Source organism: Micromonospora phytophila, from assembly GCF_023656545.1.
GTDB classification, from domain to species: Bacteria; Actinomycetota; Actinomycetes; order Mycobacteriales; family Micromonosporaceae; genus Micromonospora; species Micromonospora phytophila.
Genome location: NZ_JAMOKF010000044.1, coordinates 1 through 26,343, shown reverse-complemented (window position 1 = coordinate 26,343; position 26,343 = coordinate 1). Strand labels below are relative to the sequence as shown.

The window sequence follows — 26,343 nt, the reverse complement described above, 5'->3', positions numbered from 1 at the left end:
GCCTACCCGATCCCGCAGCGACCACGCCCCGACCGCGACCGCCACGGCGAGCGCGGCGACCACCGCGACGAGTGCTCGGCTACGACGGCGGGGGGCGGGGGGCGCGGGCGGCTCGGCGGGGGGCATCGCCCCAGTCTGCCCAGCGCTGCCCGCCGGGTGAACGAGGGGGCCCGTTACTTAACGGTCAGCTAAGGCCGGCCGCCGGCGCTGTGGCGACGTCAGCGTTGATGGTGGCCGTCCCGGTGGGTCAGCCGGGTGATGCCCTGCCGGCCCCGCGCAGCCCGAGCAGGGCGACCAGGGCGAGGAGGATGACGGCGACGGAGTACTCGTTGGCGGTCTGCGGTAGGCCGCCGCCGTAGACCACGAGGAAGCCGGCGATGACGGTGGGCAGGCCGAAGCCGACGTAGCAGATGATGTAGAGCAGGGAGAGCACGCTGGCGCGTTCGTGCGCCTCGACCAGCGGCATGACCGTTTTGATGCTGCCCTGGAATCCGCCGCCGAAGCCGACGCCACCGAACGCGAGGCCGACGAAGAAGCCGGGGATGGATTCGGCGGTGACCGACACCACCGTGATGATCATGCCGATGATGAGTGCGGTGATCGCGGTGAGCATGACGGTCCGTGCGGCGGTGTTGCGCAGCAGGATGATGGTGATGGTCCCGAAGAGGGAGAAGACGAAGACGACCAGACCGCCGACCACGACCGAGGTGCTCATGAGGGCGCGCACGAGCGCCGGGCCGAGCGCGAGGAAGAAGCCGGCCAGCGCCCAGACGGCGAAGACCACCGGAGCGACGACCAGGACCGGACCGCGCGCGGCGCGCGGCAGTCTGATGTCCGGTCGCAGACTCTGCAGCGCTCCCGCCATCGGCGTGACCGTCTCCCGCATCAGCACGACCCCGAGGCCCTGGATCACCAGGATCACCAGCAGGACGACGTAGACCAGCCGCGTCGGCGCGGGCAGGAACTGGATCAGCAGCGCCGAGAGCAGGGCACCGATACCGGTACCGATACCGGGAGTGATCGAGTTGGCGAGCGTGCCGCGCACGCGGTTGATGTCGAGCATGGCGGCACCGACGGCGCCGGTGGCGGCGCCGGTCGCCAGCCCCTGTACGACGCGGGCCGCCACCAGGGCGGGTACCCCGTTGGCGAGGATGAAGATGACCAGCGAGAGTATCTGGACCGCGATCGTGACGAGCAGGACCGGCCGACGCCCGACGTGGTCGGACAGCTTGCCGAACGTGAGCAGGGACGCCAGCACCGCGACGGCGTAGACGGCGAACACCACCGTCGTCGCGATCGGCGACAAGTCCCAGCGCGCCCGATAGATCTCGTAGAGGGGGGTCGGGGCTGCGGACGCGGCCACGAAGGACACGAGGATCGAGGCGAGCAGGAACAGGGAGACTCTCGGCGAGAGGCGCCTCGATTCGGCGATACTCATCAGACGTGCTCCTCAGGGTGAGCGGCAAGCGGCGGCCCGGCGCGGTCGGCCCCGGACGCCCTCCTGCTGACAGGCCGCAGCGGAGTACCCGGTGCGCCCCCTCACACGCGACATGGACTGGTCTCGACGGCGGAAGGTGCGTTCCGGCTCGCACGTCCCCGGCTCGCGGCTAGGCTGAGCATGCCGTGGCACGGAGCCCGAGCGGCGCCGGGCAGGGTTCGCCCTGCCCAGACGCCTGGCCCAGCACCGGTTCGCGCCTGTTGCCCTCCTGCTTTCTCCCGCTGACCGGCAGTCTCTCCACGCCCGCGGGTGCACCGACGCGGGTGGCGCCACATATCGGCCCTCTCCAGCTGGGACGGCCGCGCTGATGAGGTCACTCGATCTGGCTTCGTCGCTCGTTGCTGCGCGGGCTGTTCCCTCGCACGGCGAGCATGCCGGCGGCGGCGAGCAGGCAGGCGGTGGCGACGCAGGCCAGCAGGAGGTGGTAGCCGCCGTGGTGCAGCAGCGCCGCGGCGGCCAGGGGCGCGACCGCCTTGGCCGTGGTGACGGGGGCGGCCAGTCGTCCGGCGATGGTGGCGTAGGCGGTGGTCGCGTAGCGGTCGGCGAGCAGGGCGGGGGTGGCGAGGCTGGCGATGCCGAAGCCGAGCCCGAATCCGGTGATGGCGATGACGGCGCCCACCCGGGTTCCGGCGGCGAGGGGCATGGCGAAGACGGCGGCGGCCTGGATGGCGAAGACGGCGGCGACGATGGTGGTGACCGGGAGCCGGCGTCGCGCGCCGGTGAGGACGAGTCGTCCGGTGACGGACAGGACGCCGAGCAGGCCGGCGGCGGTGGCGGCGAAGGTGGCCGGGTGCCCGCGGCTGGTCAGGTAGCCGATGAGGTGAACGCCGATGGTGCTGGTGGCGGCGCCCTGGGCGACGAGGGTGGCGGCGAGGATCCAGAACCGAGGGTCGCGCATGGCGGTGCGCGCCCCTGTGACCTGGTGCTGGGTGTGCTCGGTCCGCGCCGCGGGGGTGGGTGCTGTGGAGGGTGGGCGTTTGCGGACGGTGAGGGCGTGCAGGGGCACGGTCACCGCGCCGTGGATGACGGCGAGCACGAGCAGCGCACCGCGCCAGCCGAAGTGGGCGACCAGGAGGCCGGTCAGGGGCATGAAGATGGTGCTGGCGAATCCGGCGACGACGGTGACGGCGAGCAGGGCGGTGGCCCGTCGGTCGGGGGTGAACCAGGAGACGATGACGGCGAAAGCGGGTTCGTAGAGCACCATCGCGCCGGTGATCCCGATGCCGATCATCACGGCGTACAACTGCCCGATGGTCTGGACCTGGGACCAGGCGATCAGAAGTGCGGTGGCGGTGAGGGAGCCGGCGGTCATGAGGGCGCGTCCACCGTGGCGGTCGAGCCACCGCCCGACGGGGATGGCCATGACGGCGCCGGCCAGGACGCTGGCGGTGAGCGCTCCGGTGACGGCGGTGGTGGACGCGCCGAGGCCGGCAGCCATGGGGCTGAGCAGGACCGCGTAGGCGTAGTAGAGCGTGCCGTAGCCGATGGTCGAGGTGATGGCGAGGGCGGCGACGACACGCCAACCGCGGTGCCCGCCGACCCTGGGGTCGGCGGGCACCATCGTGGGGGTGGTCATCAGCTGCCGCAGCAGCCGCCGGTCTGGCCGCCGGCGGGAGCGGCGTCGAGGGTGACCAGGTTCAAGGGTGCGGCGAGCAGGCCACCGGAGATGCCGGTGGCGAGCCCACGCGCTGCCGGCTCGGCGGTCGGGGCCGGCCCGCAGCAGCTGTCGCCGCTGGCGGAGTCGTCGGGGTTGCTGTTGCAGACCCCGGTCTCGGGCAGGTCGAGCTGCACGTCACGGGCCGCCTGCCAGTCGCCGGCCAGAGCGGCGACGACGGAGCGGACCTGCTCGTAGCCGGTGGCCATGAGGAACGTCGGCGCCCGGCCGTAGGACTTCATGCCGACCGCGTAATAGCCGGCCTCCGGGTGGGACAGCTCGTCCACGCCGTGTGGGGGCACCGTGCCGCACGAGTGCTCGTTCGGGTCGATCAGCGGCGCCAGGGCGCGGGTCGCGCCCATGACGGGGTCCAGGTCCAGGCGCAGCTCGGCGGCGATGGAGTGGTCCGGGCGGAAGCCGGTGGCCGCGACGACGCGGTCCACGGTGATCGACTCCTCGCCGCCCTCGGCATGCCGCACCGCCACGGTCACCCGGCCGTCGGTCGGGGTGAGTGCGTGTACGGAGAAGCCGGTAAGCAGCCGGATCCGGCCGGCGTCGACGTGCGCCCGCAGCCGCGAGCCGAGGGCGCCCCGCGCCGGCAGGGCGTCGGCGTCCCCGCCGCCGTAGGTGCGCGCCGGTGAGGTGGTCCGGATCGCCCAGATCACCTCCGTGCCGGGCGTGGACTCGGCCAGTTCGGCCAGGGAGAGCAGGGTGTTGGCGGCGGAGTGGCCGGCGCCGACGACCAGGGTGTGCCGGCCGGCGAACCGATCCCGACTTACGCCCAGCACGTCCGGCAGCGCGTGCTCCAGGTGCGCCGCCACGTCCGCCTCGCCCCGAGCGGGCAGGCCGGACGCGCCGAGGACGTTCGGGCGGCCCCAGGTGCCGGAGGCGTCGATCACCGCGCGGGCGAGCAGTTCCTCGCCGTCGGCGAGACGGATCAGGAACGGGGTGGTCTCGCGCCCCGCGGTGCGCAGCCGGTCCAGGCCCAGGCGGCTGATCGCCTCGACCCGGGCGCCGTAGCGCAGGTGCGGCTTGAGCTGCGGCAGCTCCGCCAGGGGCTGGAGGTAGTCGCCGGCCAGCTCCGCGCCGGTGGGCAGGGCCGCCAGGTCAGGGGCGACCCAGCCGGCCTCGTCCAGGATGCGGCGGGCGGCCGGGTCGATGTTGTACCGCCACGGGGAGAAGACCCGCACGTGTCCCCACTGCCGCACCGCGGCGCCGGCGGTGTCGCCGGCTTCGAGGACGGTGAAGGCGATGCCCCGCTCGTGCAGGTGCGCGGCGGCGGCCAGGCCGACCGGGCCGGCGCCTATCACCACGACAGGCAGCTCGTTCAGCGCGCTCATCAGACAACTCCTCTGTGTTGAAAACTGTCGAATCAAGTAGTTGGACGGTGGCCCGGCTTCCGGGCCAGGGTTGGTCAGGTGATGACGGGACTGCGCCGCTCGAGCAGGACCACGTCGCGCCAGCGGCCGTGGTGGCGACCGACCCGTTCGCGGACGCCGATGACCCGGAAGCCGGCCCGCTCGTGGAGGGCGAGGCTGGCGGTGTTCTCGGGGAAGACACCGGACTGGATCGTCCAGATGCCGGCCGCTTCGGTGGAGGCGATGAGCGCGTCCAGCAGCACGCGGGCGACGCCGCGACCCCGGGCGGCGGGGTCGACGTAGACGGAGTGCTCGACCACGCCGGCGTAGACGGCGCGGGTCGAGGTCGGCGAGACGGCGATCCACCCGGTCACCGTGTCGTTGCCGTCCACCGCCACGAGGCGGTGGTCGGGCAGCTTGCCGGCGTCGAACACCGCCCAGGTGGGCGCGGTGGTCTCGAAGCTGGCGTCGCCGTCGTCGAGGCCGGCCTGGTAGATGGACAGGACCCGACCGGCGTCGTCGGCCGTCATGGTGCGGACGGTGATGTCGGCCATCAGCAGGCTCCGTTCGGGCTCGGGGCGGGTCGGCCCATGACGACATCGGCGGCGGAGGGGAAGCAGCCGACGCAGGCGTCGTTGATGCGGTAGTGCCGGGCGGTACCGACCGGCTCGACGAGGACGAACCGCACCTCGGTGAGGATCTTCAGGTGCTGCGAGACGGTGGACTGCGCCAGGCCGACGGCGGCGACGATCTCACCGACGCTCATCGGCCGGGCGCGGCGGGCGAGGTACTCGACGATCTGCACCCGGGTCGGGTCCGCGAGGGCCCGGAACCACGACGCGTACGTCTGCGCAGTCGTCCGGTCGAGCAACTCGTCCACACCTACCTCCTTCTATCGTTCATCGCCGATCAGCGATGGAAGTGTAGCGAGTACGGAAGGGGCGAGAGACACGGCCGCGACAACCAGGCGGGCGACGGCCGCCAGGGTGTGCGGGTCGACGCGGTCCGGCATGTCGGCGGGGCTGTGGTAGCCGCCCATGCCGGCACCGATGCCCACCGCCGCGAGCCCGGCGGCCGCGTAGCGGCGGTTGTCGGAGGCGACCGGTCCGGCGGCCAGGGGGACGCCGGTGTGCCGGCCGGCCTGGTCGAGCAGGGCGAGCAGCGCGTGGGCCGGCCCACCAGCCTCGACCGCGGCGGCGTGGTCGAGCAGGCCGGCGCCGTCGACGTTGATGATCAGCGGACGGGCGCCGACGGTACGCAGTCGCTGGCTGTGGTGGGCGGAGCCCAGCGCGCCGACCTCCTCGGCGTCGAGCAGCGCGACGGACAGCCCCACCCCCGGGGCCCGTGCGGTGGACAGGATCCGGGCGGCTTCCAGGACCACCGCGACGCCGCTGGCGTTGTCTGCCGCGCCGGGCTGGCGCAGGCCAGGATGGTCGCCGACGCCGTCGTAGTGGGCGGTCAGCAACAGGTCGACCCCGCCCGGCGACGCCGCGGGGAAGGCGGCATGAATGTTGGTGCCGGTGACGTCGCGACGGCGCAGCGGGGTGTTTCCGCTCAACCAGCCCGCACCGGTGGCAGCGGCGGCGAGCACGGCGCGGTGGGTGCCCGCGTCGAGGGTCAGGATGGGCAGCGGTCCCGGTTCCGGGCCGGCGAGGGTCGTGTACTGCCAGCCGTCCGCGTCGACGGCGCGGCTCACGAGCAGACCGACGGCACCCTGGGCGTGCCCGACGGCGTCGAACAGACTCATGCCCACGGGCACGACCAGCCAACGGTCCGTCGGGTCGCCGCTACCGGCCACGCCCAACAGGCCACGCCTGATTTCGTCGGCGTCGCACGAGGCCGGGTGGATCGCGACCTCCCGGCCGAAGTCCAGCAGTGTCGAGGCTGGGCCTTGGCCCCACACGACGGTCGGCGCCGCGTAGACGTCGGGCACGGCACGGACCGGGAAATCGTCCGTCTCGACCGTCGCGCCGAGGTCGGCGAGGTACTCGGCGAGCCAGGCACGGGCGCCGGCCCCGCCTCTCGTGCCGACCCGTCGGCCGGTGAAGTCATCCGAGGCAAGGGTGGTGACGGTGGCGGCCATCCGCCCGGCTGACACTCTCGCCAGGATCGCCTCCACGCGGGCGACTGATCCCGATGTCGGGGTCATCCGCAGCATCCCTGACCCGCGTTCACGGCCTCGGCCTTCGCCTCGGCACCGCAGCAGGAGCCCACCGCTTCGGCGGCCTGCCGGGTGCCGCAGCACGGTCCCGCGGTCGCCGCCTGGCCGGCGGGCGGAAGGATCGAACCGACTGGCTGGGCCGGGCTGCCGCAGCAGGAACCGGAGTCTGTCACGGCCAGGGCGGCGGCCGGATCACCGGCGAACCCGCCCGTCGTCGAGAGGGTGGTCTGGGTGTTCTCGCTCATCACACGTCCTTTCCGATCCGGGTTACCGAGGGCCGATCAGGGTGTAGGCGCTGGTGCGAGCGCCCTCATAGCGACGCTGCACCCGCTGCGCCGAGGTGGACACCTCGGCACAGGAGTCGCAGAACCGCACTCCCGCCAGGGCTGCCGCCGAGCGCCGAGCCTTGCCGAACATGACGATCCCCTTTCCACGACGCCTGTCTTGACGTCTGTCGAATCAGACAGTTGCACGCTGCTTAGACATCTGTCAACCTAGAGGCATGTCAAAGCAAGCGGCGTCGCTTCCGGTCATCGACCTCACCGCCGACACGCCGTGCTGCCCGCCGCTGGCGCAGCGCCGGGTGCCGGCCGAGACCGCCGCGGTCCTCGCGCCCGCGTTCAAGGCGCTCGGGGATCCGGTGCGGTTGCAGTTGATGTCGATGATCGCCTCGGCAGAGGGTGGGGAGGCGTGCGTCTGCGACCTGACCCCAGCGTTCGACCTGACCGGGCCGACCATCTCCCATCATTTGAAGACGCTGCGCGAGGCCGGCCTGGTCGACGCCGAGCGGCGGGGCACCTGGGTGTACTACCGGGCCCGACCGGCCATCCTGCGCCAGCTCGCCGGACTGCTCACTGTCGATCCGACAGCCGCTGCGTGAGCCGCGGCCGGCGCCGTGCCCGGCCGGGCACGCTCGCCGCGAGGGCGCTCACGACGTGGGTGGCGTCGCGGCCGACGCCGCGCAGGGTGTTCGACGAGAACGACCGCTGGAACTCCAGCCCCAGGTAGACCAGCCCGGCACGGGCCGTGGAGATCCCGCCGACCTGCCGGGGCACACCGCCGGGCGCGAGGGCTCCGAGCGGGGCGAGGTAGTCGAGGTTCGGGCGGTAGCCGGTCGCGAAGATCACCGCGTCGACCGGCTCGGAGGTGCCGTCGGGCCAGGTGACGCCGTCGTGGGTGAAGGCGGTGAACATCTCCCGCCGGGCGAGCAGGCCGGCGGCGATGGCGTCGCGGTAGACGCCGGTGTCGAGCACGGCGGCATGGCGGATCAAGCGGGTGAGCACCGCCCGCGGGAGGCGGTCCGCGCCCGTGACATGGAGCCAGTGGTGCAGGTCCCGGCCGCGGATGCGCTGGGGCACGAACTGGATCGGCGCCCGGGTCGCCAGGGTGACCCTCGCGAGCGACGCCAGTTCGTGGGCGACCTGGACGGCGGAGTTGCCGGCACCGACCACGATCACCCGCTTGCCGACGTACGGCTCGGGCCGCCGGTAGTGCGCGACGTGCCGCACCTCGCCGGTGTAGACGTCCTGGCCGGGCAGCACCGGCAGGTGCGGGTTTTCGAAGGAGCCGCTGGCGGCGACCACGCCCGCCGCCGCGATCTCCTCGCCGGCGCCGGTGTGCACCAGGTAGCCGCCGCCGGGTCGGGGCCGCACGGCGGTGACGCGGACGCCGGTGCGGATGTCGGCGTCGAGGCTGGCGGCGTAGCGGCGCAGGTAGGCGACGACCTCGCCACGGGTCGGGTAGCGGTCGGGGTCACCCGCACCGAAGGCCATGCCGGGCAGCGCGCTGTATCGGGCCGGGGAGAACAGGGTGAGGCTGTCGTAGTAGCCGGGCCACGAGCCGACCGGCTCGGCGCCCGCCTGCAGGACGACGGGGCGCAGGCGCACGGCGAGGACGGCGCGGGCGGCGGCGAGGCCGGACTGGCCGCCACCGATGACGATCACGGGTTCCGCAGGGCTGGTCACCCCATCATCATATCGTCGTTTTGTTGAATGACAATATGATGATGATGCGGGAGGGTGGAGCCATGGACCAGCCAACGCCCGCAGCCGATACGCGCAGCGCCGGACCGACCGGGTTGGGATCGGACACCCAGGAGTTCCTGAAGGCTCTGGGCAGCCCCACGCGGCAGCGGATCATGATGCTGTTCGCGCAGGGTGCGGAACTGTCGGTCGGGCAGGTGGCCGAGCGCACGGGAATCAGTCAGGCCACGGCGTCGCAGCAGTTGACCCTGCTGCGCCGCGGACGGGTGGTGACGTCACGGCGCGAGGGCAAGACCGTGTACTACCGGGCTGACCGCGACGGCGCGGTCGCGGCGCTGGCCGAACTGCAGTCGTACCTGACGACCTGCTGCTGATCACACCCGCACCACGGAGCTTGACAGTTTCACGATTACTCAGCAATAGTTGAGTCAATGACTACTGAGTTTGCTTCCCTGCGGGGGCGCGCCCGGATCCATGCCGCGCTCGGCGACCCGGCGCGTCTGGCGATCGTGGACGCGCTCACCCTGGGCGACGCCTCCCCCGGCGAGATCGCCCACGACCTGGGGATGCCGACGAACCTGGTCGCCCACCACGTCAAAGTGCTCACCGAGGCCGGCCTGGTCGTCCGGGACCGGTCCGAGGGCGACCGGCGCCGCACCTACCTGCGGCTGCGGCCCGAGGCCCTGGCCACGCTGACGCCGGCGCCGCTGTCCGGGGTGGGTCGGGTGGTGTTCGTCTGCACCCGGAACTCCGCTCGCTCGCAACTCGCCGCCGCCCTCTGGTCCGACCGCACCCACACCGCGGCGGCGTCTGCGGGGACGAGGCCGGCCGAGCGGGTCCATCCTCGTGCCGTCGCCGTGGCCCAGCGGCACGGGCTGGAGATCGACCCGACCGGCACCTCCCACGTCGCCGACATCGTGCACGACGACGACCTGGTCATCGCCGTGTGCGACAACGCCCACGAGGAACTCACGGGGCCGATCCGGCCCCGCCTGCACTGGTCGGTGCCCGACCCGGTCCGGGCCGACACCGACGACGCGTTCGAGGCCGCCTTCGCCGAACTCGCCGCCCGCGTCGACCGCGTCGCCCCCGTCATCACCCCCGCCATGAGCTCGGGAGACCGCCATGACTGACACCAGCCCGTGCCTCTACCAGGAAGTCTCCGTCGACCAACAGGTCGCCCTGCGCACCGGGGCCACTCGCCTCGCGGCCGAGTTCGAAGGCACCTACGGCGCCGAGACCATCGAGCGGTTCCTGCACTCCAGCTACGACCAGTTCGCCACCGCCAGCAGCATCCCCAACTACCTGCCACTGCTCGCCGAGCGCTTCGCCCGCCAGCGCCTGCAGGCCCTCGCCCGTGTCGAGGGTCATCACCGCGACGGGCGACCGGTCGCGCTGTTCCTCTGCACCCACAACGCCGGGCGATCCCAGATGGCGCTGGGCTTCTTCACCGACCTCGCCGGCGACCATGCCGTGGCCTGGTCCGGAGGGAGCGAGCCCGGCATCGAGGTCAACCCGGCGGCGATCGCGGCCATGGCGGAACGGGGCATCGACATCGCCGAGGAGTTCCCCAAACCCTGGACCGACGAGGTCGTCCGCGCCGCCGACGTGGTCGTCACCATGGGCTGCGGCGACGCCTGCCCGGTCTTCCCCGGCACCCGCTACGAGAACTGGGAACTCGACGACCCCGCCGGCCTGAGCCTCGACGACGTCCGGCCGATCCGCGACGAGATCGAACGCCGCGTCCGCCGGCTCCTCGGCGAACTGCACGTCCCCGCCACCCGATAGACACCCGCCAGGCCGACACGCGGCCCGGGAACAACCACAACGGGAGAGAACAGACCGATGACCATCGCACTTTGGCGGCGCCTGCTGGCCGAGTTCACCGGCACCGCCCTGCTGGTCAGCGCCGTGGTCGGCTCCGGCATCATGGCCACCACCCTCTCCCCCGACGACGTCGGCCTCCAGCTGCTGGAGAACTCGATCGCCACCGCGTTCGCCCTCGGCGCGCTGATTCTGATCTTCGGCCCGGTCTCCGGCGCCCATTTCAATCCGGTCGTCTCCGCCGCCGACTGGTTCCTCGGCCGCCGCTCCGGTACCGGCCTCACCGGCCGGGACCTCGGTGGATACGTCGCCGCCCAGGTCGCCGGGGCGATCGGCGGCTCGGTGCTGGCGAACCTGATGTTCGACCTGGCCGCGGTCGGCTTCTCCGGCAAGGACCGTGCGGCCGGCAACCTGTGGCTGGGTGAGGTCGTCGCCACCGCCGGCCTGATCCTGCTGGTCTTCGCCCTGGCCCGGTCCGGCCGCTCCCCCGTGGCCCCGGCCGCGGTGGGCGCCTACATCGGCGCCGCCTACTGGTTCACCTCGTCCACGTCGTTCGCCAACCCGGCGGTGACGATCGGCCGGGCGTTCACCGACACCTTCGCCGGCATCGCCCCCGCCTCCGTCCCGGGCTTCGTCGTCGCGCAGCTCGTCGGCCTCGCCGTCGGCATCGGTCTCCTGGTCGCCCTCTACCCCGACGCCGGGCAGACCGCCGACCAGGTGGTCGTTCCCACCGACGAGCGCCACCCGCTCGACCACCGCCCATGAACACCGATCCGGAGCACGGTGGCGCGGACAAGTTGTACCGCGGCCTGCTCAATCCGCCGCGTCCGGCCGGCCGGTACCGGCTGCTGGACCGCAACAGCCGCCCCGACCGCTTGCTGCCGGCGATCCCCGACGAGGCGCCGGTGAACCGGCCCTGCGACCCGTACTGCCAGAAAGGCTCCTGATGTCCGACAAGCCCAGCGTCCTGTTCGTCTGCGTGCACAACGCCGGCCGCTCCCAGATGGCCGCCGGCTGGCTGCGCCACCTCGCCGGCGACGCCGTCGAGGTCCGCTCCGCCGGCTCCGCCCCCGCCGACACCGTCAACCCCGCCGCCGTCGAGGCCATGCGCGAGGTGGGCATCGACATCACCGACCAGACCCCCAAACTGCTGGAGTACGCCACGGCGGAGTCCTCGGACGTCATCGTGACCATGGGCTGTGGTGACGCCTGCCCGGTCTTCCCTGGCAAGCGCTACGAGGACTGGAAGCTCGAAGACCCCGCCGGCAAGGGCGTCGAATCGGTCCGTCCGATCCGCGACGACATCCGGACCCGGGTGGAGAGGCTCCTCGCCGAGCTACGCCCCACCGCCTGACCCCGTCACCGCGGCCGCAGGCCGCTGCTCCCCCGCACCGGCCTTGCATCCTGTACCCAGGTACAGGCATACCGTGGGCGCATGACCACCGAAATACGCCCCGGCCAGGGCTGGGTGCCCGACGCGTGCACCCTGCCCACCGCACAGCGGCCACTGCGGCTGGCCGAGTTCGACGCGCTGTTCACCGCCGCCGGCCGTCGTGTCGATCGGGTCGACGCGACCCGGCTGCGGTTGACGCTGGCCGGGCCGGCCGAGCTCGAAGCCACGGTGCGGGACCTCACGGCACGGGAGAGCCGGTGCTGCTCCTTCTTCACCTTCACCGTCACCACCGACCGGCCGGGCCATGTCGTCGTGGACGTCGCGGTCCCGGCGACGCACGCTGATGTCCTCGACGGACTCGCGCACCGCGCAACCCCGGGCAGCGACCGGTGACCGGGCCGGGCGCGCTGCGCAGCGGGGAGCTGGCCGACGCAGCCGGGGTGAACCCGCAGACATTGCGGTACTACGAGCGTCGCGGCCTGCTTCCCGCACCGCAGCGCAGCCCCGGCGGCCACCGCCTCTACCCGCCCGACAGCCTGACCCTCCTCCGGGTCATCAAGACCGCTCAACGCCTCGGCTTCACCCTCGACGAGGTCGCCGACCTCGTCGACCTGGGACGGCATCGACACGGGCGCCGCGAGGCCGGCCTGCAGGCCCGCGCCGCCACGAAATTGAGCGAGGTCGAAGCCCGCATCGCCGACCTGCAGGTCATCGCCACCACGCTGCGCTCGGCCATCGAGGCGGGCTGCGACGACCTGACCGCCTGCGCCACCAGTTCCTGCTGTCCACTGCCGTTCGCCGACCTGCACCGAGGAGACACCCCGTGACCCGTTCCGCCGAACGACTGCGCCGACTGCTGCCCACCGGCATGGGCTCCCTCGCCGCAGCGGCATGCGCGGCGTGCTGCGCCATCCCTCTGCTGCTCGCCGCCGGTGTCCTCGGCGGCACGGGATGGGCGGCCGCCGGCCGGTTCATGCCCGGCGTCGCCGTCGGCCTGGCCGCCCTTGCCGCACTGAGCTGGTGGTCCAACGCCCGTCGGCGCACCCACCCGGCCGGGTGTGCCGGCGGCGCGTGCTCCTGCTCGGCGTCCTGAACGGCGCCGCTAGGGTCAGCAGCCATGACCGTCCTGCGTTCGATGCTGCTGTTCGCCCTGGCCGCGCTCTTCGAGATCGGCGGGGCGTGGCTGATCTGGCAGGGCTGGCGGGAGCACCGCGGGCTGTGGTTCGTCGCCGCCGGGGTGATCGCGCTCGGCGCGTACGGGTTCGTCGCCACGTTCCAGCCCGACCCGAACTTCGGCCGGATCCTCGCCGCGTACGGCGGGGTGTTCGTCGCCGGCTCCCTCGGCTGGGCCATGGCCGTCGACAGGTTCCGCCCTGACCGCTACGACGTCATCGGCGCGCTGATCTGCCTCGTCGGCGTCGCGGTCATCATGTACGCACCACGCCCGCACCGCTGACCAGCGCCGGGAGCGGACCGTTGGTTCATCAGGGCACGGGATCACCGAGTCGCACGAGCGGGTGCCGCTGAAGTCGGCTCAGGCGGGCCAGGGCCGAGCGGTTCGGTGACCTGTCCGTGACGTTGACGGTGAACGATGAGCGCATGGTGTTCACCCGACGAAGTCTGCTCGGCGTGACCGCAGCGGCGGGAATGACCGGCCTGACCACCGGCTGTGATCCGGAGCGGCAGGAGCCCGCCGCCCCGCCGGCCTTCGACCCGGCGAGCTGGGACAGCGTGCGGGCACAGTTCGCGCTCGACCACAGCCGGGCGCACCTGGCCACCTTCGTCTTCGCGGCGCACCCCGCGCCGGTGCGCGCCGCCGTCGCCGCGCACCGGGACGGGCTCGACCGGGACGCGATGGGCTACCTGGGCGCCAACGAGGAACGGCTCGACGCAGCCGCGCTCGGTGCGGCCGCCGGCCACCTCGACACCCGCCCGGAGCAGATAGCCCTGACCGATTCGACCACGATGGGCCTCGGTCTGCTCTACACCGCGGTACGACTACGGCCCGGTGACGAGGTGCTGACCACCGAGCACGACTTCTATGCCACCCACGAGTCGTTGCGCCTGCGCGCCGCGCGAGACCGGGTCACCGTCCGCCGGGTACGCCTCTACCGGGACCCGGCGGTGACCACCGTCGACGAGGTCGTCGCCAACCTCTCGGCGGCGGTCACCACCCGAACCCGGGTCGTCGCGCTCACCTGGGTGCACTCCAGCACCGGGGTGAAGCTGCCGATCCGACAGCTCGCCGAGGCGGTTCGCGCGCGCAGCCCGGAAGCGCTGGTCTGCGTGGACGGGGTGCACGGCTTCGGCGCCGAGGCGGTGACCCCGGCCCAGCTTGGCTGCGACGCCCTGGTCTCCGGCTGCCACAAGTGGCTGCTCGGGCCGCGTGGCACCGGACTCGTCTGGGCCAGTGAGCGGGCGTGGGGCCGGATGACGCCGGTGATCCCCAGCTTCGACGGGCGCAGCATCGGCCAGTGGCTGGGCGGGGGTACGGGCGGGCAGCCGCCGCCCGCGGGACCCGCGCACACACCCGGGGGTTACCACAGCTTCGAGCACCGGTGGGCGTTGGCCGAGGCGTTCGAGTTCCACCGACGGATCGGGCGCGAGCGGGTCGCCGCGCGGATTCGCGAACTGGCCGACCGGCTCAAGGAGGGCCTGGCCGGCATTCGCGGGCTGCGGCTGGTCACCCCACGCTCGGCCGAGCTTTCCGCCGGCGTCGTCTGCTGCCACGTGCCCGACGTGCCACTGGGTGAGGCGGTGGGCCGGCTGCACGCCGCGGGCGTGATCGCCAGCAGCACGCCCTACCGCCCCTCCTACCTGCGCTTCGGAGCGACCATCGCCAACGTCGAGGCGGACGTCGACGCGGCACTGCGGGCGGTTCGCACTCTGGTCTGAGCACTACCGCGCACCCGGGGCACCGGCGAGGACGGCACGCGACGGGAACCCCCTCGAACGGTGCGCCCGGCCGCCGCGACGGCTTCGGCGTATCGCCGCGCCGGTTCCACCAGCGGCTCGGGAAGAAGGCCGGGGCCTCGCCGAACGGGTTGGCCCGGGGTAGGGGGATGCACGCACCCTGCTGTGCCTCGGGTCGCCGGGTCATGGGCTGGGGAAGGATCCGTCGCCGAAGAGCACGCGGCTGGCCGCGGCCCGCCCGAAGGGCGTGCGCAGCAGGGTGAACGCTGCTGCCGCGACGGCGGGCGTGCGCACCTGGGCCAACCCGCGGCGCAGCATGAGCCTTCCTCGGAAGCGGGCGCGCAGAGCGGCCCCGTCGTAGTGGGTCAACGCCTCAGGGTGGCCGGCTCGCAGGGCCTCGTCGAGGACGGCGGCGGCGAGCTCCGACAGCCGCAGGCATGGGTCGAGGCCGCCCGCGGTGAGCGGAGAGACGGCACCCGCAGCGTCTCCCACGAGAAGCCCGTCCGCGCAGCTTATTCGGCGCAGCACCCCGCCGACCGGGATCGGGCCTCCGCGCCGCTCGACCTGCTCAGGGCGGTCGACGCCCGGCAGTCCGGGCGCTGAGGCACTGAAGCGTTCCAGAGCCCGCCGGAGGCCGTCGGGGAAGCGGTCGGCATAGCCGGCCACGCCGACGTGGGCATGCCGCCCGTCGTTGACGACCCACGCCAGGTAGCCGGGAGCGAGCGAGGGTTCGAGCACGCAGTGGAACGTCGGTGGCTCCTCGCCGACGGGAATCCTGAAGACCTCCTCGGCACCGACCAGCAGGTGGCGGTTGCGGTCCAGGGCGAGGTCCCGGGCAACCCGCGAGCGGGCGCCGTCGGCGCCGACGACAAACCGTGCTCGGACCTTCGTCGGCCCGTCACGACCGGCCAGGAGGAAGCAGTCGGCTCGCCGACCGGCATAGCGGGTGCCCAGCGCTATCCGCACGCCGGCATCGGCCGCAGCGCGGGCCGCTGCCACATACAGCGGCGCCATGTCGGCCACCCGGTACTCGTCGCGCGCACTGACCAGGGCCACCTGGCGGCGCAGCCCCGGGGGGTAGAGCACCACTCGTCTGATGGGTGGCCCGAGGCACTCGGCAGGCAGTGCGAAATCGTCGAGCGTACGCCGAACGAAGATCCCGGTCGTGCGGATCGCGCCGGTGAGCGTGGGTCGCCGTTCGACCAGCAGCACGTCGTGGCCGTGCTGGGCGAGCAGCGTGGCCGTGTGCAGCCCCGCCAGCCCGGCCCCGACGACCAATACGTCGACGATCATCGGCCCTTCCCCCTTGTCAGAGTCGTCGCGGGCGGCATGTGGCCAGCCGAGAAGGAGGGCCGCTGGACGACGCGACCGGCTACTACCGGTTCGCGTCGTCACGCATCAGCCGCAGCCAGCCGAGCAGGAGAGCGCCGCCGGCCCAGGCGAGCAGGACCAGCACCGATGACACCGTCGTCATCCCCGGCACCCCCTTGAGCAGGAGGAACGCCGCGCCGGACCCGGGCAGGATCTCGGCCAGCGCCGACATCCACTCGTAGCCGAACTGCGGTAGCAACAGCGGCAGCACCAGCATCAGCAGGAACACCGCGACCAGGCCACCGGCTGTGTTGCGCAGCAGGAAGCCGAGCCCGACAGCGAGGACGGTGCCGGCCGCGAAGACGAAGGCGACGGTGGCGAGCACCTCGATGCCTTCGTCCAACGGCAGGCTCAGTCCCGGCCGGGCCGCGGCAAAGGCCGCGAGGGCGGAGGCGAGCCCCAGCAGCACGCCGGCGCTCGTGGCGGCTCCTGCCGTCACGATGGCGCGGGCGAGAAAGAGAACCGCGCGGCGTGGCGTCCACTGCAGGGTCGGCACGATCCCGCCGGTGGCGTAGTCGGACGTGACCGCGATCAGGGTGAACGCGAGCAGCGCGAACTGTGCCGGCATGGCGCTGATCGACGACACCAGCCATGCGGGGTCGCCCTGGGGTGGCACGGGGTCCGCGGCCGCATCGAAGCCGGCAACGGCGCCAAGCCCCACCATGGCCACGGCTGCCGCCGCCAGGAACCACCAGGTGGCCTTGACCGTCCACAACCGGGTCCACTCGGCAGCACAGGTGCGGGCGAACACGCGTCCGGTGGAGACGTCCTCAGCCAACCCGCGCAGGGCAGGAGTGGTCGACGGAGCCGTCACTGTGCTGCCTCCATTGTCGTGGGGGCACGCTCCGCTTCACGGGCGTGGTGCTCCACGTGGTCGCTGGTGAGCGCGAGGTAGGCGCGCTCAAGGGACTGCTGGACGTCGGAGAGGTGGTGCAGCGGAAGGTGGAAGGAGTTGGCGAGATCGCCCACCTGCTCGGCGGTGCTCTCCTCCACCCGCAGCTCGTGCGCATCGACGCGCTGAACCGTGAAGCCGTGTTCCTCGAGCCGGGTGAGGAGTTGATCCGGCTGGGAGGTGCGGACTCGCACCTGACGGTGTCCGAGCCCGCGCAGGATTTCCTCGGTCGTCGCGTCGGCGATCAGTCGCCCGCGACCGATGACGACCAGACGGTCGGCGGTCTGCTCCATCTCACTCAACAGGTGGCTGGACACCAGTACGGTGCGCCCCTCGTCGGCGAGTCGGCGCAGGAGCCCGCGGATCCAGCGGACGCCGTCGAGGTCCAACCCGTTCATCGGCTCGTCGAACAGCAGCACGCGGGGGTCGGCGAGGAGTGCGGCGGCGATCCCGAGTCGCTGGCGCATGCCCAGGGAGTAGCCCTTGATCCGGCGGCCGGCCGCGCGTCCGAGCCCGACCTGCTCGATCACCTCGGCTATCCGGCGCTCCGGGATGCCGTTCGCCCGAGCGGCCACCCGGAGGTGGTTGCGTCCGGTGCGGCCGGGGTGAACTGATCCGGGGTCGAGCAGCGCACCGACCTCCCGTAGCGGTTCGGCGAGCATCGTGAACGTCCGGCCGTTCACGAGGGCCTTTCCCGACGTGGGACGGTCGAGGCCGAGCATCATCCGCATCGTCGTGGACTTCCCCGCCCCGTTCGGCCCGAGAAACCCGGTGACCTTCCCCGGCTCGACGTCGAAGCTCAGGTCGTCGACGGCCAGGACGTCGCCGTAGCGCTTGGTGAGCCCACGAACCTCGATCACCGGTGGTCTCCGTACGCGGCGTGTGGAACTGCCGCGGCGACGGCGGCGGCGTGCGTGGCACGTGGTGGGCGGTGGTGGTTCATTCGTCGACCCATTCGAGCAGGTCGCCGGGCTGGCAGTCGAGGACCCGGCACATGGCTTCCAGGGTGCTGAAACGGACGGCCTTGGCGCGTCCGTTCTTCAGCACCGCCACGTTCGCCGGCGTGAGCCCCACCCGCTCGGCGAACTCGCCCACACTCATCTTGCGTTTCGCCAACTCGACGTCGATCCGCACGACGATGGGCATCAGATCACCGCTTCCATGTCGGTACGCAGCGTCGTGGCCTGCCGCAGCAGCGCCCGCATCACCACCATCAGCAGCCCCAGCACCGCCACACCGACCAACATCAGGAACAGCAGCAGCGGCAGACCAGGGTCGTTCGCGTTGAAGCCGACGTAGAGGAACACGCCCAGCAGCACCACCCACGCCGCAGCGATGGCCCACACGATCGCATCCACCCACCGCAGGGCCGCGGCACTGAAGATGCGGTCGTTCTTCACCAGGGTGAGCAACTTCCAGGTGGAGACGATCACCACCTGGACGCACAGCACCCAGAACACGGCCACCGCCGTCATCGGCCACCTGAGGTAGGCCATGTCCGGGGACTCCTCGGCCATGTGCGCGAACTGCCCGGGCAACGAGAAGGTCTGCAACATGACCAGGATCCCGAACAGCAACACGAGGAAAACTCTGAGAGGGGCTACCGCCCGATGCTCTGCGATCACATATCGAGTATCACTCGGTACCTATCGAAAGTCAATCGGTGTGGGATCTCCCGTGCCGAGCACCTACGACGACCCGGCGATGGCTGCCAGTTGGGCCCGGGAGGTGATGCCCAGCTTGGGAAACGCCTTGTAGAGGTGGTAGCCGACGGTCCGCGGACTGAGGAAGAGCTGGGCGGCGATATCGCGATTGGAGGCGCCACCGGCCGCCAGCCGTACGACATGGCGTTCCTGGGGGGTGAGCACGCTGAGCGGGTCGCCGGCCGTGCGCGGCGCCGCCGGCACGTCCCCGGTCGCGCGCAGCTCCGCACGGGCCCGCTCCGCCCACAGCTGCGCACCGAGTCGGTCGAAGATCTCCAGCGCGCCGCGCAGCTGCGCCCGCGCAGCTGCCCGCCTTCGCGCCCGTCGCAGCCACTCGCCGTAGGCGAGCTGCGTCCGTGCCTGCTCATACGGCTGAGCACCTTCCCCATGGAGGTGCACGGCATGCGCGAAGTGCGTCTCGTCCTCGTCGACGAGGGCGCGGCAGCGCAGGGCGATCGCGTCCGACGACGGCTGACGGACGTGCCGCGCCCAGGCCAGATAGCGGGCAAGGGGCTCCTTCGCCCGCTCCGGCCGGCCGCTGCGGATGGCAGCCTCGACCTGGTCCGCGGCGGCCAGGACGGCGATGCCCGTCGGCGGGATGGCCGCCAGCTGCTCAAGGGCCGCGTCCGGGCGGCCCAGGCCGAGTTCGAGCAGGCCGAGTGCCCAGCGCCCGATGGCCGCCGCGGGAGCCAGTCCTCGGTTGTCGGCTCCCGCCAGACCTTCTTCGGCCCTTTCACGGCACCCCTGCACATCCCCTTGATGAGCGAGCACCCAGGCGAGAACGCAGGTGAGGTGGCTGACCCGGTGCTCATGACCCAGATCCGTCGCCAGCCGCAGTCCTGCGTTCAGCGACGCCGTGGCCTCGCCGTACCGGCAGAGCAACCCCTGCGCGAGTCCATGGTCTTCGAGCGCGAAGGCGAGCCAGCCGATCATTCCACTGTGCTGGCAGTCCGCCACGACGCCTGCGGTGATCTGCTCGGCGAGGTCGGGACGGCCCAGCGGGAGGCAGAGGGAGGCAGCGAAGGTCCGCCCCGGCACCCCCAGCCCGGCACGCGCATCGGCGTCGACCGCCTCACCCATGGACGTGATCCCACCGCCGATGTCACCGTTCAACAGGCGGGTCAGCCCGAGCGCCGCGCTGATCAGCGGTGAGCCGATCTCGGGGAGCGCCCCGAGGCTCGTCGCGGCCTCCTGTGCCAGCCGCCGGTCACCGGCGAACCAGGAGCACCGGATGGCCTCCACCAGCAGCCAGGTGGCCCGCTCGACGGAGTGGACCGCCACGCGAGGGACGTTGTCCAGGATGATCCGGGCCGCCGCGTGCGGTGTGCCCAACTCGAATTCGCGGTGGGCGCGCACCTGGATCAGCGCGGCGATCATGTCCGGATCGTCCAGGTCGGGCGTGGCGCTGTCGGCGAGCGCGGCGGCACGGGCAATCAGGCCGGCATCACTGGCGGCCAGGGCGGCAGCGGCCAGCCGCGCGGATCGTCGTACCGGATCGGCGGCGAGTTCGGCGGCCCGTTCATAAGCGACCGCGATCGCGGCATGGCCGCCGCGGGTACGTGCCCGTTCCGCCGTCTGCTCCAACTCCCGTGCGACGTCCTCGTCAGGGCCGAGCGCGGCGGCGGCCAGGTGCCACGCCCGCCGGTCGGCCGCATCCGTGGCCGCCGAGCGAGTGAGGGCGTCGGCAAGGGCTCGATGTACGGCAAGGCGACGGGTGACCGGCGCGCTCTGGTACGCGGCCGCCCTGATCAGGGGATGACGGAACCCGACAACCGTTCCCCTGATCTCGATCAGGCGACCCCGCTCGGCTGCTTCCAGACCGGGCAGGGACGCCCCCGCGCCCACCAGCGTCTGGAGCTCACCAGAGCCGTCCGCCGCTGCGATCAGCAGTGCCGTCCGCGCCGGCTCCGCAAGCGCGGCTATCTGTGCCTGGAACGCCTCCTGGACTCGATCGGCGACGGGCATCGCGCCCACCGGTGACAATCGTCCCGCCCGCTGTTCGGCGGTGAGCGCGGCGGGCAGTTCGATGAGCGCCAGAGGGTTGCCGTCCGACTCCTCGATGAGGCGCTCCCGCACCTGCGGTGGAAGATCGGCGGGGAGCAGCGCGGCGGCGGCCGTGTCGTCCAGCCCGCCGAGCCGGAGTTCGGGCAGCCCTGCGGCATGGCCGCCCGGGCGGGCGGCGAAGATCATCACGATGCCTTCCGCCTCGAGGCGGCGGGCGGCGAACACCAGCGAGTCCAGCGACGCCTGGTCGAACCACTGCGCGTCGTCGATCAGGCAGAGCAGCGCTCCATCCCCTGCGATCTCGGAGAGCAGGCTCAGCGTGGCCAGCCCGACCAGGAACCGGCTTTCCGGTGCGAGGTCGCCCAGCCCCAGCGCGCCGCTGAGGGCATTGGCCTGCGCGTCGGGAAGCGCGTGGATGCGGTCCAGCCCGGGGCGCAGAAGCAGGTGGAGCGCGGCGAAGGGCAGGGTGGCCTCGGACTCGACACCGGCGCCGCGCAACACGCGCATGCCCGCTGCCTGCCCGGCGGCGTAGTCCAGGAGCGCGGACTTGCCGATCCCCGCCGGGCCTCGGATGACCAGGGTCCCGCTCCGGCCGGTCCGGGCCTGCGCCAGGATCCGCTCGATGTCCGCCTGTTCCCCCGCTCGTCCGTGCAGCACGGTCAGGAACCTACCGTCACGACGACTGATTCGGCCTGGTGCGGACGTCCGTAGCTTCGTGATCACAGGCACGTCAGGCACTACGAAGGGACCTCCGACATGACCGCCGTCGCCAGCACCGTCAAGACCGCCGCCGACGCCAAGCTGCTCCGCTTCGCCCTCAAGCAGGACGCGATGGGCTCGGGCGCCAATGGAGTCGTCTACGTCGTCGCTGCGGCGACCTTCGGCGGGATGTTCGGCCTTCCCGCCGCCTTCCTCTACCCGACCGGGGCGTTCCTGGTCGTCTTCGCAGCCGCCCTGTTCCTCCTCGCGTCGCGGACGACGGTGAGCAGGGCCGCCGTGGGCGTCGTGATGGCGGTCAACATCGCGTGGGTGGCCGCGAGCGCGGAACTGCTCCTCGCCGGTTGGTTCCCGCTGACCGGCCTCGGCACCGCACTGGTGATCGCGCAGGCGGTGGTGGTCGCTGGCTTCACCGGCCTGCAGTTCGCCGGTCTCCGCAGGACCGGGTGAACGGGCGCACTCCACCGGTGCCCGTTTCCTGCACAGGAGCAGGCCCCGAGCCACATCGCCGTGCCCGGGCCCGTTCCCGGGCACGGCGGAGCGGGTGACAGACCCGGTGTGGGGCGCCAGGCGAAGACCGTCGCCCCACACCGGTGTCGATCAGGCGGCCGGCTGGAGATGGGCTGCTCCGCGCACGCCAGTGCTGTCAGTGGGGGCCGCTAGGGTTTGCGGCATGGTCGTCCCGTGCCTGAGCAGGAACGAGGCCCGCCGGATCGCGATCCGCGCGCAGCTGCTCGACGCGCCGCGCCCGACCGACCTCGTCAACATCTGCGAGCGCCTGACGCTCCTGCAGATCGACCCCACCGCGGCCATCGCACCGAGCGCCGACCTCGTCCTGTGGAGCCGGCTCGGCTCGACCTACGACCCCGCCGACCTGACCAGGGCCGTCGAGACCGACCGCACGCTCGTCGAGACCGTCGCCTACATCCGGTCCCCCCGCGACCTGCCGGCCGTGATCGCCGAGGCCCGCGCCCGGACGCACCCGTTCACCCAGGCGTGGTTTGAGGAGAACGAACCCTTCCGCCGCGACATCCTGGCGCTGCTGGGCACGCGAGGCCCGCTGCTGTCCCGGGACATCCCCGACACGAGCGTCGTACCCTGGCCGTCGTCGGGCTGGACCAACAACCGCAACGTCACGAGGATGCTCGAGTCCATGGCCCTCCACGGAGACGTGGCGATCTCCGGACGGAAGGGGCGGCAGCGCTACTGGGACCTTCCCGGGCGCGTCTACCGCGCCGACCTGCCAAGCCTGGACCTCGACGTCGCGGTCCGCCACCGCGACGAGCGCCGGCTCGCGGCACTGGGCATCGCCCGCTCCACCGGCCCCCAGATACCCGGTGAGTCGCCGTACGTCGGTGACGCCGGAGAAGAGGTCGTCGTCGAGGGCACGCCGGGCACCTGGCGCGTCCATCCGGCGTACGTCGACCTGCCGTTCGAGGGACGGACCGCGCTGCTCTCGCCCTTCGACCGGCTGATCCACGACCGCGTTCGCACCGAGCAGCTCTTCGGCTTCGAGTACATCCTTGAGATGTACAAGCCCAGGGACAAGCGCCGGTGGGGCTACTACGCCCTCCCCGTCCTCCACGGTGACCAACTCGTCGGCAAGCTGGACGCGACCGCCGACCGCAAAGCCGGCACCTTCGTCGTCAACGCCATCCACGAGGACGTTCCCTTCACCACGGCCATGACCGCCGCGATCCGCACCGAGATCGAGGACCTGGCCGACTGGCTCGATCTCGAGGTCGTCGGCGCCTGATCGGGTCGACCTTGCGGGTGCTCAGGTCAGTAACGGCCTCCGCATGACGTCGCGTCAGCGCAGCCGGCGGGCGGTGAAGCTGGCGGGCGGCTCGGCGATCGCGTCCTGGGCCGCGATCAGCTGGATCTCCCGGGTGCCCGCCGCGAGGGTCGCCTCGAGGACGGCGAAAACGGAGGCGATGGTGCGTTCCAGTGCCGTCGCCGGCGAGCCGGTCGTCCCCAGGTGCGCGAGGTACAGCGCCGCGGTGACGTCGCCGCCGCCGTTCGGGTTGATCGGCAGCAGCGGCGTGGTCACCGCCCAGGCACCCTCGTCCGAGACGGCCACCACCTCCAGCGAGTCCACCGGCACGTCGCCGTGCAGCACGCTGGTGACCAGGACGTGCCGCGGCCCCGTCTCGCGCACCACGTCGACCGCCTCCAGCAACTCCGTCAGCGAGTTCGTCGTCCGGCCGGCGAGGAAGTCCAGCTCGAATTGATTCGGGGTGATGATGTCCGCGCGCGGGACGACGATGTCCCGCATGTACTCCGGGATGCCCGGCCGGACGAACATTCCGCGGCCGGCGTCGCCCATCACCGGGTCGCAGCAGTACACCGCGCTTGAGTTGGCGGCCTTGACCTTGTCCACCGCGTCGAGGATCACCGCGCCCATCGCCGGGTCACCCTGGTAGCCGGACAGGACCGCGTCGGCGCTGCCGAGGACCCCGCGGTCCGCGATGCCCGCGATCACCTCGGCCACGTCGGCGGGCGCCAGCAGCGGCCCGCGCCACGCGCCGTATCCGGTGTGGTTGGAGAAGTGGACGGTCAGTACCGGCCACACCTCGTGCCCGAGGCGCTGAAGGGGGAACGCGGCCGCCGAGTTGCCGACGTAGCCGTAGGCGACCGAGGACTGGATGGACAGGATCTTCACCGCCTCATCATGGCGGTTCCCGCCGGCGCCACGCGTACCGCCCGCCGTTTCCGTCGGTTGGCTCAGGTGCCGACCTTCTGAAGGGCCTTGGCAAGCTTTCGGAGGTCGATGCCCGTGAGGTGGTCGAGGAAGTGCCGGCGTACGGCGGCGAGGCTGGTGGGCCAGGCCTGTTGCAGGCGGGCGAGGCCGGCGTCGGTGAGGACGGCGTTCCAGCCACGGCCGTCCTGTTCGCATCTGACCCGCTGGATGAGCCCTTGGCCTTCCAACCGGTGCACGACGCGGCTCATGCCACTGAGCGACATGTCGCAGGCGGCGGCGAGTTCGCTCATTCGCAGCTGCCGGTGGGGAGCCTCGGAGAGGTGCATCAGGGCCAGGTAGTCAATGGCGGGGAGCCGCTGCTCGCGCACCATGTCGGCGTCGATGGCGCGAGGAAGTGCGTGCATGACGCGATTGAGGGACCGGACGACAGCCTCTTCGTCCGGATTGAGTGGTTGCAACCCTTCCGGGTTCTGCGCCGGGTTCACTGTGACGGTGGACATGAGTCCAGCATACTTGCTTGACCAAGCAATTGCTTGACGTACAGTTGCCGCGTCGAGCAAGGAGACCCATCCCGTGCCGGCGCGAGGGCAGAGCCGGGTCGCCCGCCAGGGCGGCTACCACCAAGCCGGACCCGGCCACGTTTCACACCGACCGAGTGGAAGGGATAGGACAATGCGCGGACTCAAGGACAAGGTCGCCATCGTCGCCGGTGCGGCGCCGGGCAACATCGGCGGCGCGACAGCGATCCGCCTCGCCGAGGAAGGCATGTCGGTCGTCGCGGCGGATCTGGACCAGGCCGCCGCCCAGACCGTGGTCGACGACATCACCGCCGCCGGCGGAACAGCCGTGGCCCGAGGCTTCGACATCACCGACGAGCAGTCCTACCGGGACCTGATCACCTTCACCGTCGACCGGTTCGGCGGCCTGCACGGCCTGTTCAACGTGGCCGCGGATCTGTCGGCACGATCTTTTGGACGAGACACCGACGTCACCTCGGTACCGGTCGACGTGTGGCAGCACACCATCGACGTCACCCTCACCGGCTACATGTACGGCATCCGCCACGCCCTGCCCATCATGATCAAGCAAGGCGGTGGCTCGATCATCAACACCATGTCGAGTGCGGTATGGATGGGCGAGACCGAACACGTCGCCTACCAGGCTGCCAAGAGCGGCCTGGTCGGGCTCACCCGGCACACCGCGACCCTCGGTGGCAAGCACGGCGTCCGTACCAACCTCGTCTCGCCCGGCGTGATCCTCACCGGAGCCGCGCTCGCTGCCACCACCGCGGAGTGGCGCGACCAGATTCTCGCGACCGTACGCTCGCCACGGCTGGGAAAGCCGGAGGACCTCGCCGCCATGGTGGCGTTCCTCTTCTCCGACGACGGCGCCTACCTCAACGGCCAGTCGCTGCTCGTCGACGGCGGCGCCAACTTCACCTGATCCCGACAGGGCGCGTGCTCGCTCCGAGCACGCGCCCCCCGCGTCCCTGCGCCGGCGCCGCTCTCATTCCTCCCGTACGCGGTCAGGCAGCCCGCGCCTCTCAGGACCGGCAGGATCAGGATGTCTGCCTGGCGGGGCGGGCCAGACAAGGAGCGGAGCGGGACTGGCGGGTGACACGGCCCTCGCCGGCATGGGAAGCTACCGACCGGTAACGTCGTCGACGGAGGGCAGCGACATGACGGACGTGGCGGATCCCAGCTGGCAGCAGCCGGCGGCGCTCGACCCGGCCGTCGTGCGCCACGCCTGGCGGGTGACCGAGCCCCTGCACGGGATGATCTACTTCGTGCCCGAGGCGCACGAGCGGTACGCCGCCCTCGGCATCCCCGAGCCGGCCGGCTACTTCGCCTCCCGCGCGGCTGCCCTGGGGCCGGTCGGCCCCGGCCCGGTCGTCGCCAGCTTCTTCAACTTCAACCCGGATCTCGTCGCCCGGGTGCTGCCGGCCGCCTGGGAGCGGGCGACGCCGGCGGACGTGCTGGCCGCCCGGCTGGAGGCCGCCGGTGCGGCCCTGACCCGCGCGCTCGGCGACGCGGTGCACGGCCCGGAGATGATCGAGGCCGCCGAGCTGGCCCGTCGCGCCGCCGAGTCGGCCACCGCATACCCGGAGGGAAGGCCACTGTTCGCCGCCCACGCCGCACTTCCCTGGCCGGAGCAGCCGCACCTGATCCTCTG

At 72.0% G+C, this 26,343-nt stretch carries 33 protein-coding genes; 16 read left to right on the top strand and 17 right to left on the bottom strand.

Annotated features, from left to right (window positions below):
• Positions 1–247: 247 nt before the first annotated feature.
• The 8 genes from NCC78_RS09085 to NCC78_RS09050 form a co-directional block, all read right to left on the bottom strand.
• The gene (locus tag NCC78_RS09085; protein ID WP_250793381.1) at positions 248–1,438 is read right to left on the bottom strand and encodes an MFS transporter; all 1,191 of its coding nucleotides are present in this window, start codon (positions 1,436–1,438) and stop codon (positions 248–250) included.
• Positions 1,439–1,811: 373 nt separating this feature from the next.
• Positions 1,812–3,074 (bottom strand): MFS transporter, encoded by a 1,263-nt coding sequence (locus tag NCC78_RS09080; protein ID WP_250793380.1) that lies wholly within the window; start codon positions 3,072–3,074, stop codon positions 1,812–1,814.
• Complete coding sequence (locus NCC78_RS09075) at positions 3,074–4,492, bottom strand: FAD-dependent oxidoreductase (RefSeq protein WP_250793379.1); 1,419 nt, start codon at positions 4,490–4,492, stop codon at positions 3,074–3,076. Before NCC78_RS09075 ends, NCC78_RS09080 begins: the two co-directional genes overlap by 1 nt.
• Before the next feature lie 74 nt (positions 4,493–4,566).
• A complete protein-coding gene (locus tag NCC78_RS09070; RefSeq protein WP_250793378.1) occupies positions 4,567–5,064 on the bottom strand; it encodes a GNAT family N-acetyltransferase in 498 nt (165 codons plus the stop codon).
• Positions 5,064–5,390, bottom strand: a complete 327-nt coding sequence (locus NCC78_RS09065) for an ArsR/SmtB family transcription factor (protein WP_250793377.1) — start codon at positions 5,388–5,390, stop codon at positions 5,064–5,066. The genes NCC78_RS09070 and NCC78_RS09065 overlap by 1 nt, the downstream gene beginning before the upstream one ends.
• Before the next feature lie 12 nt (positions 5,391–5,402).
• Positions 5,403–6,608, bottom strand: coding sequence for a M28 family metallopeptidase (locus tag NCC78_RS09060; RefSeq protein ID WP_250793376.1), 1,206 nt, complete (start codon positions 6,606–6,608; stop codon positions 5,403–5,405).
• A 47-nt stretch (positions 6,609–6,655) separates the two neighbouring features.
• Positions 6,656–6,916, bottom strand: coding sequence for a hypothetical protein (locus NCC78_RS09055; RefSeq protein WP_250793375.1), 261 nt, complete (start codon positions 6,914–6,916; stop codon positions 6,656–6,658).
• 22 nt (positions 6,917–6,938) lie between these two features.
• Positions 6,939–7,088, bottom strand: coding sequence for a hypothetical protein (locus NCC78_RS09050; protein WP_250793374.1), 150 nt, complete (start codon positions 7,086–7,088; stop codon positions 6,939–6,941).
• Between the two features lie 85 nt (positions 7,089–7,173).
• On the opposite strand from NCC78_RS09050, the gene NCC78_RS09045 reads away from it, so the two are divergent.
• Complete coding sequence (locus tag NCC78_RS09045) at positions 7,174–7,551, top strand: ArsR/SmtB family transcription factor (protein ID WP_250793372.1); 378 nt, start codon at positions 7,174–7,176, stop codon at positions 7,549–7,551.
• Here the strand turns inward: NCC78_RS09045 and NCC78_RS09040 are convergent.
• Positions 7,523–8,635 carry a flavin-containing monooxygenase gene (locus NCC78_RS09040; RefSeq protein WP_250793361.1) on the bottom strand — a complete coding sequence of 371 codons (1,113 nt, stop codon included), beginning with the start codon at positions 8,633–8,635 and terminating at the stop codon, positions 7,523–7,525. The genes NCC78_RS09045 and NCC78_RS09040 overlap by 29 nt on opposite strands.
• A gap of 62 nt (positions 8,636–8,697) precedes the next feature.
• Between NCC78_RS09040 and NCC78_RS09035 the strand changes: the two genes are divergently transcribed.
• The 11 genes from NCC78_RS09035 (at position 8,698) to NCC78_RS08985 (ending at position 14,765) form a co-directional block, all read left to right on the top strand.
• Positions 8,698–9,027, top strand: coding sequence for an ArsR/SmtB family transcription factor (locus NCC78_RS09035; RefSeq protein ID WP_250793353.1), 330 nt, complete (start codon positions 8,698–8,700; stop codon positions 9,025–9,027).
• 57 nt (positions 9,028–9,084) lie between these two features.
• Complete coding sequence (locus NCC78_RS09030; RefSeq protein ID WP_250793350.1) at positions 9,085–9,786, top strand: arsenate reductase/protein-tyrosine-phosphatase family protein; 702 nt, start codon at positions 9,085–9,087, stop codon at positions 9,784–9,786.
• The gene (locus NCC78_RS09025; protein WP_308220881.1) at positions 9,779–10,441 is read left to right on the top strand and encodes an arsenate reductase ArsC; all 663 of its coding nucleotides are present in this window, start codon (positions 9,779–9,781) and stop codon (positions 10,439–10,441) included. Before NCC78_RS09030 ends, NCC78_RS09025 begins: the two co-directional genes overlap by 8 nt.
• 57 nt (positions 10,442–10,498) lie before the next feature.
• The gene (locus NCC78_RS09020; RefSeq protein ID WP_250793329.1) at positions 10,499–11,242 is read left to right on the top strand and encodes an aquaporin; all 744 of its coding nucleotides are present in this window, start codon (positions 10,499–10,501) and stop codon (positions 11,240–11,242) included.
• Positions 11,239–11,424, top strand: a complete 186-nt coding sequence (locus NCC78_RS09015) for a hypothetical protein (RefSeq protein ID WP_250793328.1) — start codon at positions 11,239–11,241, stop codon at positions 11,422–11,424. Before NCC78_RS09020 ends, NCC78_RS09015 begins: the two co-directional genes overlap by 4 nt.
• Complete coding sequence (locus NCC78_RS09010; protein ID WP_250793327.1) at positions 11,424–11,831, top strand: arsenate reductase ArsC; 408 nt, start codon at positions 11,424–11,426, stop codon at positions 11,829–11,831. Before NCC78_RS09015 ends, NCC78_RS09010 begins: the two co-directional genes overlap by 1 nt.
• 81 nt (positions 11,832–11,912) lie before the next feature.
• A complete protein-coding gene (locus NCC78_RS09005; protein ID WP_250793326.1) occupies positions 11,913–12,263 on the top strand; it encodes a hypothetical protein in 351 nt (116 codons plus the stop codon).
• Positions 12,260–12,697, top strand: coding sequence for a MerR family transcriptional regulator (locus tag NCC78_RS09000; RefSeq protein WP_250793325.1), 438 nt, complete (start codon positions 12,260–12,262; stop codon positions 12,695–12,697). The genes NCC78_RS09005 and NCC78_RS09000 overlap by 4 nt, the downstream gene beginning before the upstream one ends.
• The gene (gene merT / locus NCC78_RS08995; RefSeq protein ID WP_250793324.1) at positions 12,694–12,963 is read left to right on the top strand and encodes a mercuric ion transporter MerT; all 270 of its coding nucleotides are present in this window, start codon (positions 12,694–12,696) and stop codon (positions 12,961–12,963) included. Before NCC78_RS09000 ends, merT begins: the two co-directional genes overlap by 4 nt.
• A gap of 24 nt (positions 12,964–12,987) precedes the next feature.
• Positions 12,988–13,326 carry a YnfA family protein gene (locus tag NCC78_RS08990; RefSeq protein ID WP_250793323.1) on the top strand — a complete coding sequence of 113 codons (339 nt, stop codon included), beginning with the start codon at positions 12,988–12,990 and terminating at the stop codon, positions 13,324–13,326.
• Between the two features lie 143 nt (positions 13,327–13,469).
• Positions 13,470–14,765, top strand: a complete 1,296-nt coding sequence (locus NCC78_RS08985; RefSeq protein ID WP_250793322.1) for an aminotransferase class V-fold PLP-dependent enzyme — start codon at positions 13,470–13,472, stop codon at positions 14,763–14,765.
• 201 nt (positions 14,766–14,966) lie between these two features.
• Here the strand turns inward: NCC78_RS08985 and NCC78_RS08980 are convergent, their stop codons facing one another.
• From NCC78_RS08980 to NCC78_RS08955, 6 genes are all read right to left on the bottom strand, one after another.
• Positions 14,967–16,076 carry an FAD-dependent oxidoreductase gene (locus NCC78_RS08980; protein ID WP_250793319.1) on the bottom strand — a complete coding sequence of 370 codons (1,110 nt, stop codon included), beginning with the start codon at positions 16,074–16,076 and terminating at the stop codon, positions 14,967–14,969.
• Between the two features lie 82 nt (positions 16,077–16,158).
• A complete protein-coding gene (locus tag NCC78_RS08975) occupies positions 16,159–16,968 on the bottom strand; it encodes a hypothetical protein (protein WP_250793317.1) in 810 nt (269 codons plus the stop codon).
• Entirely contained in the window at positions 16,965–17,906 is a 942-nt protein-coding gene (locus NCC78_RS08970; protein WP_250793315.1) for an ABC transporter ATP-binding protein, read from the bottom strand. Before NCC78_RS08970 ends, NCC78_RS08975 begins: the two co-directional genes overlap by 4 nt.
• A gap of 79 nt (positions 17,907–17,985) precedes the next feature.
• Positions 17,986–18,192, bottom strand: a complete 207-nt coding sequence (locus tag NCC78_RS08965; protein ID WP_026874506.1) for a helix-turn-helix domain-containing protein — start codon at positions 18,190–18,192, stop codon at positions 17,986–17,988.
• Entirely contained in the window at positions 18,192–18,626 is a 435-nt protein-coding gene (locus NCC78_RS08960; RefSeq protein WP_250793313.1) for a DUF2975 domain-containing protein, read from the bottom strand. Before NCC78_RS08960 ends, NCC78_RS08965 begins: the two co-directional genes overlap by 1 nt.
• 108 nt (positions 18,627–18,734) lie before the next feature.
• The gene (locus NCC78_RS08955; RefSeq protein ID WP_250793311.1) at positions 18,735–21,410 is read right to left on the bottom strand and encodes a helix-turn-helix transcriptional regulator; all 2,676 of its coding nucleotides are present in this window, start codon (positions 21,408–21,410) and stop codon (positions 18,735–18,737) included.
• Between the two features lie 99 nt (positions 21,411–21,509).
• On the opposite strand from NCC78_RS08955, the gene NCC78_RS08950 reads away from it, so the two are divergent.
• Complete coding sequence (locus NCC78_RS08950; protein WP_250793309.1) at positions 21,510–21,920, top strand: hypothetical protein; 411 nt, start codon at positions 21,510–21,512, stop codon at positions 21,918–21,920.
• 223 nt (positions 21,921–22,143) lie between these two features.
• Positions 22,144–23,226, top strand: a complete 1,083-nt coding sequence (locus NCC78_RS08945; RefSeq protein ID WP_250793307.1) for a DNA glycosylase AlkZ-like family protein — start codon at positions 22,144–22,146, stop codon at positions 23,224–23,226.
• 54 nt (positions 23,227–23,280) lie between these two features.
• Here the strand turns inward: NCC78_RS08945 and pdxY are convergent, their stop codons facing one another.
• Positions 23,281–24,132 carry a pyridoxal kinase PdxY gene (gene pdxY, locus NCC78_RS08940; RefSeq protein WP_250793305.1) on the bottom strand — a complete coding sequence of 284 codons (852 nt, stop codon included), beginning with the start codon at positions 24,130–24,132 and terminating at the stop codon, positions 23,281–23,283.
• A 62-nt stretch (positions 24,133–24,194) separates the two neighbouring features.
• Complete coding sequence (locus NCC78_RS08935; RefSeq protein WP_250793303.1) at positions 24,195–24,671, bottom strand: MarR family winged helix-turn-helix transcriptional regulator; 477 nt, start codon at positions 24,669–24,671, stop codon at positions 24,195–24,197.
• A 172-nt stretch (positions 24,672–24,843) separates the two neighbouring features.
• Here NCC78_RS08935 and NCC78_RS08930 point away from each other — a divergent pair, with 172 nt between their 5' ends.
• A complete protein-coding gene (locus NCC78_RS08930; RefSeq protein WP_250793301.1) occupies positions 24,844–25,614 on the top strand; it encodes an SDR family NAD(P)-dependent oxidoreductase in 771 nt (256 codons plus the stop codon).
• Positions 25,615–25,849: 235 nt separating this feature from the next.
• Positions 25,850–26,343: SCO6745 family protein (locus NCC78_RS08925; protein ID WP_443677200.1), on the top strand; the 494-nt coding region annotated here is incomplete at its 3' end.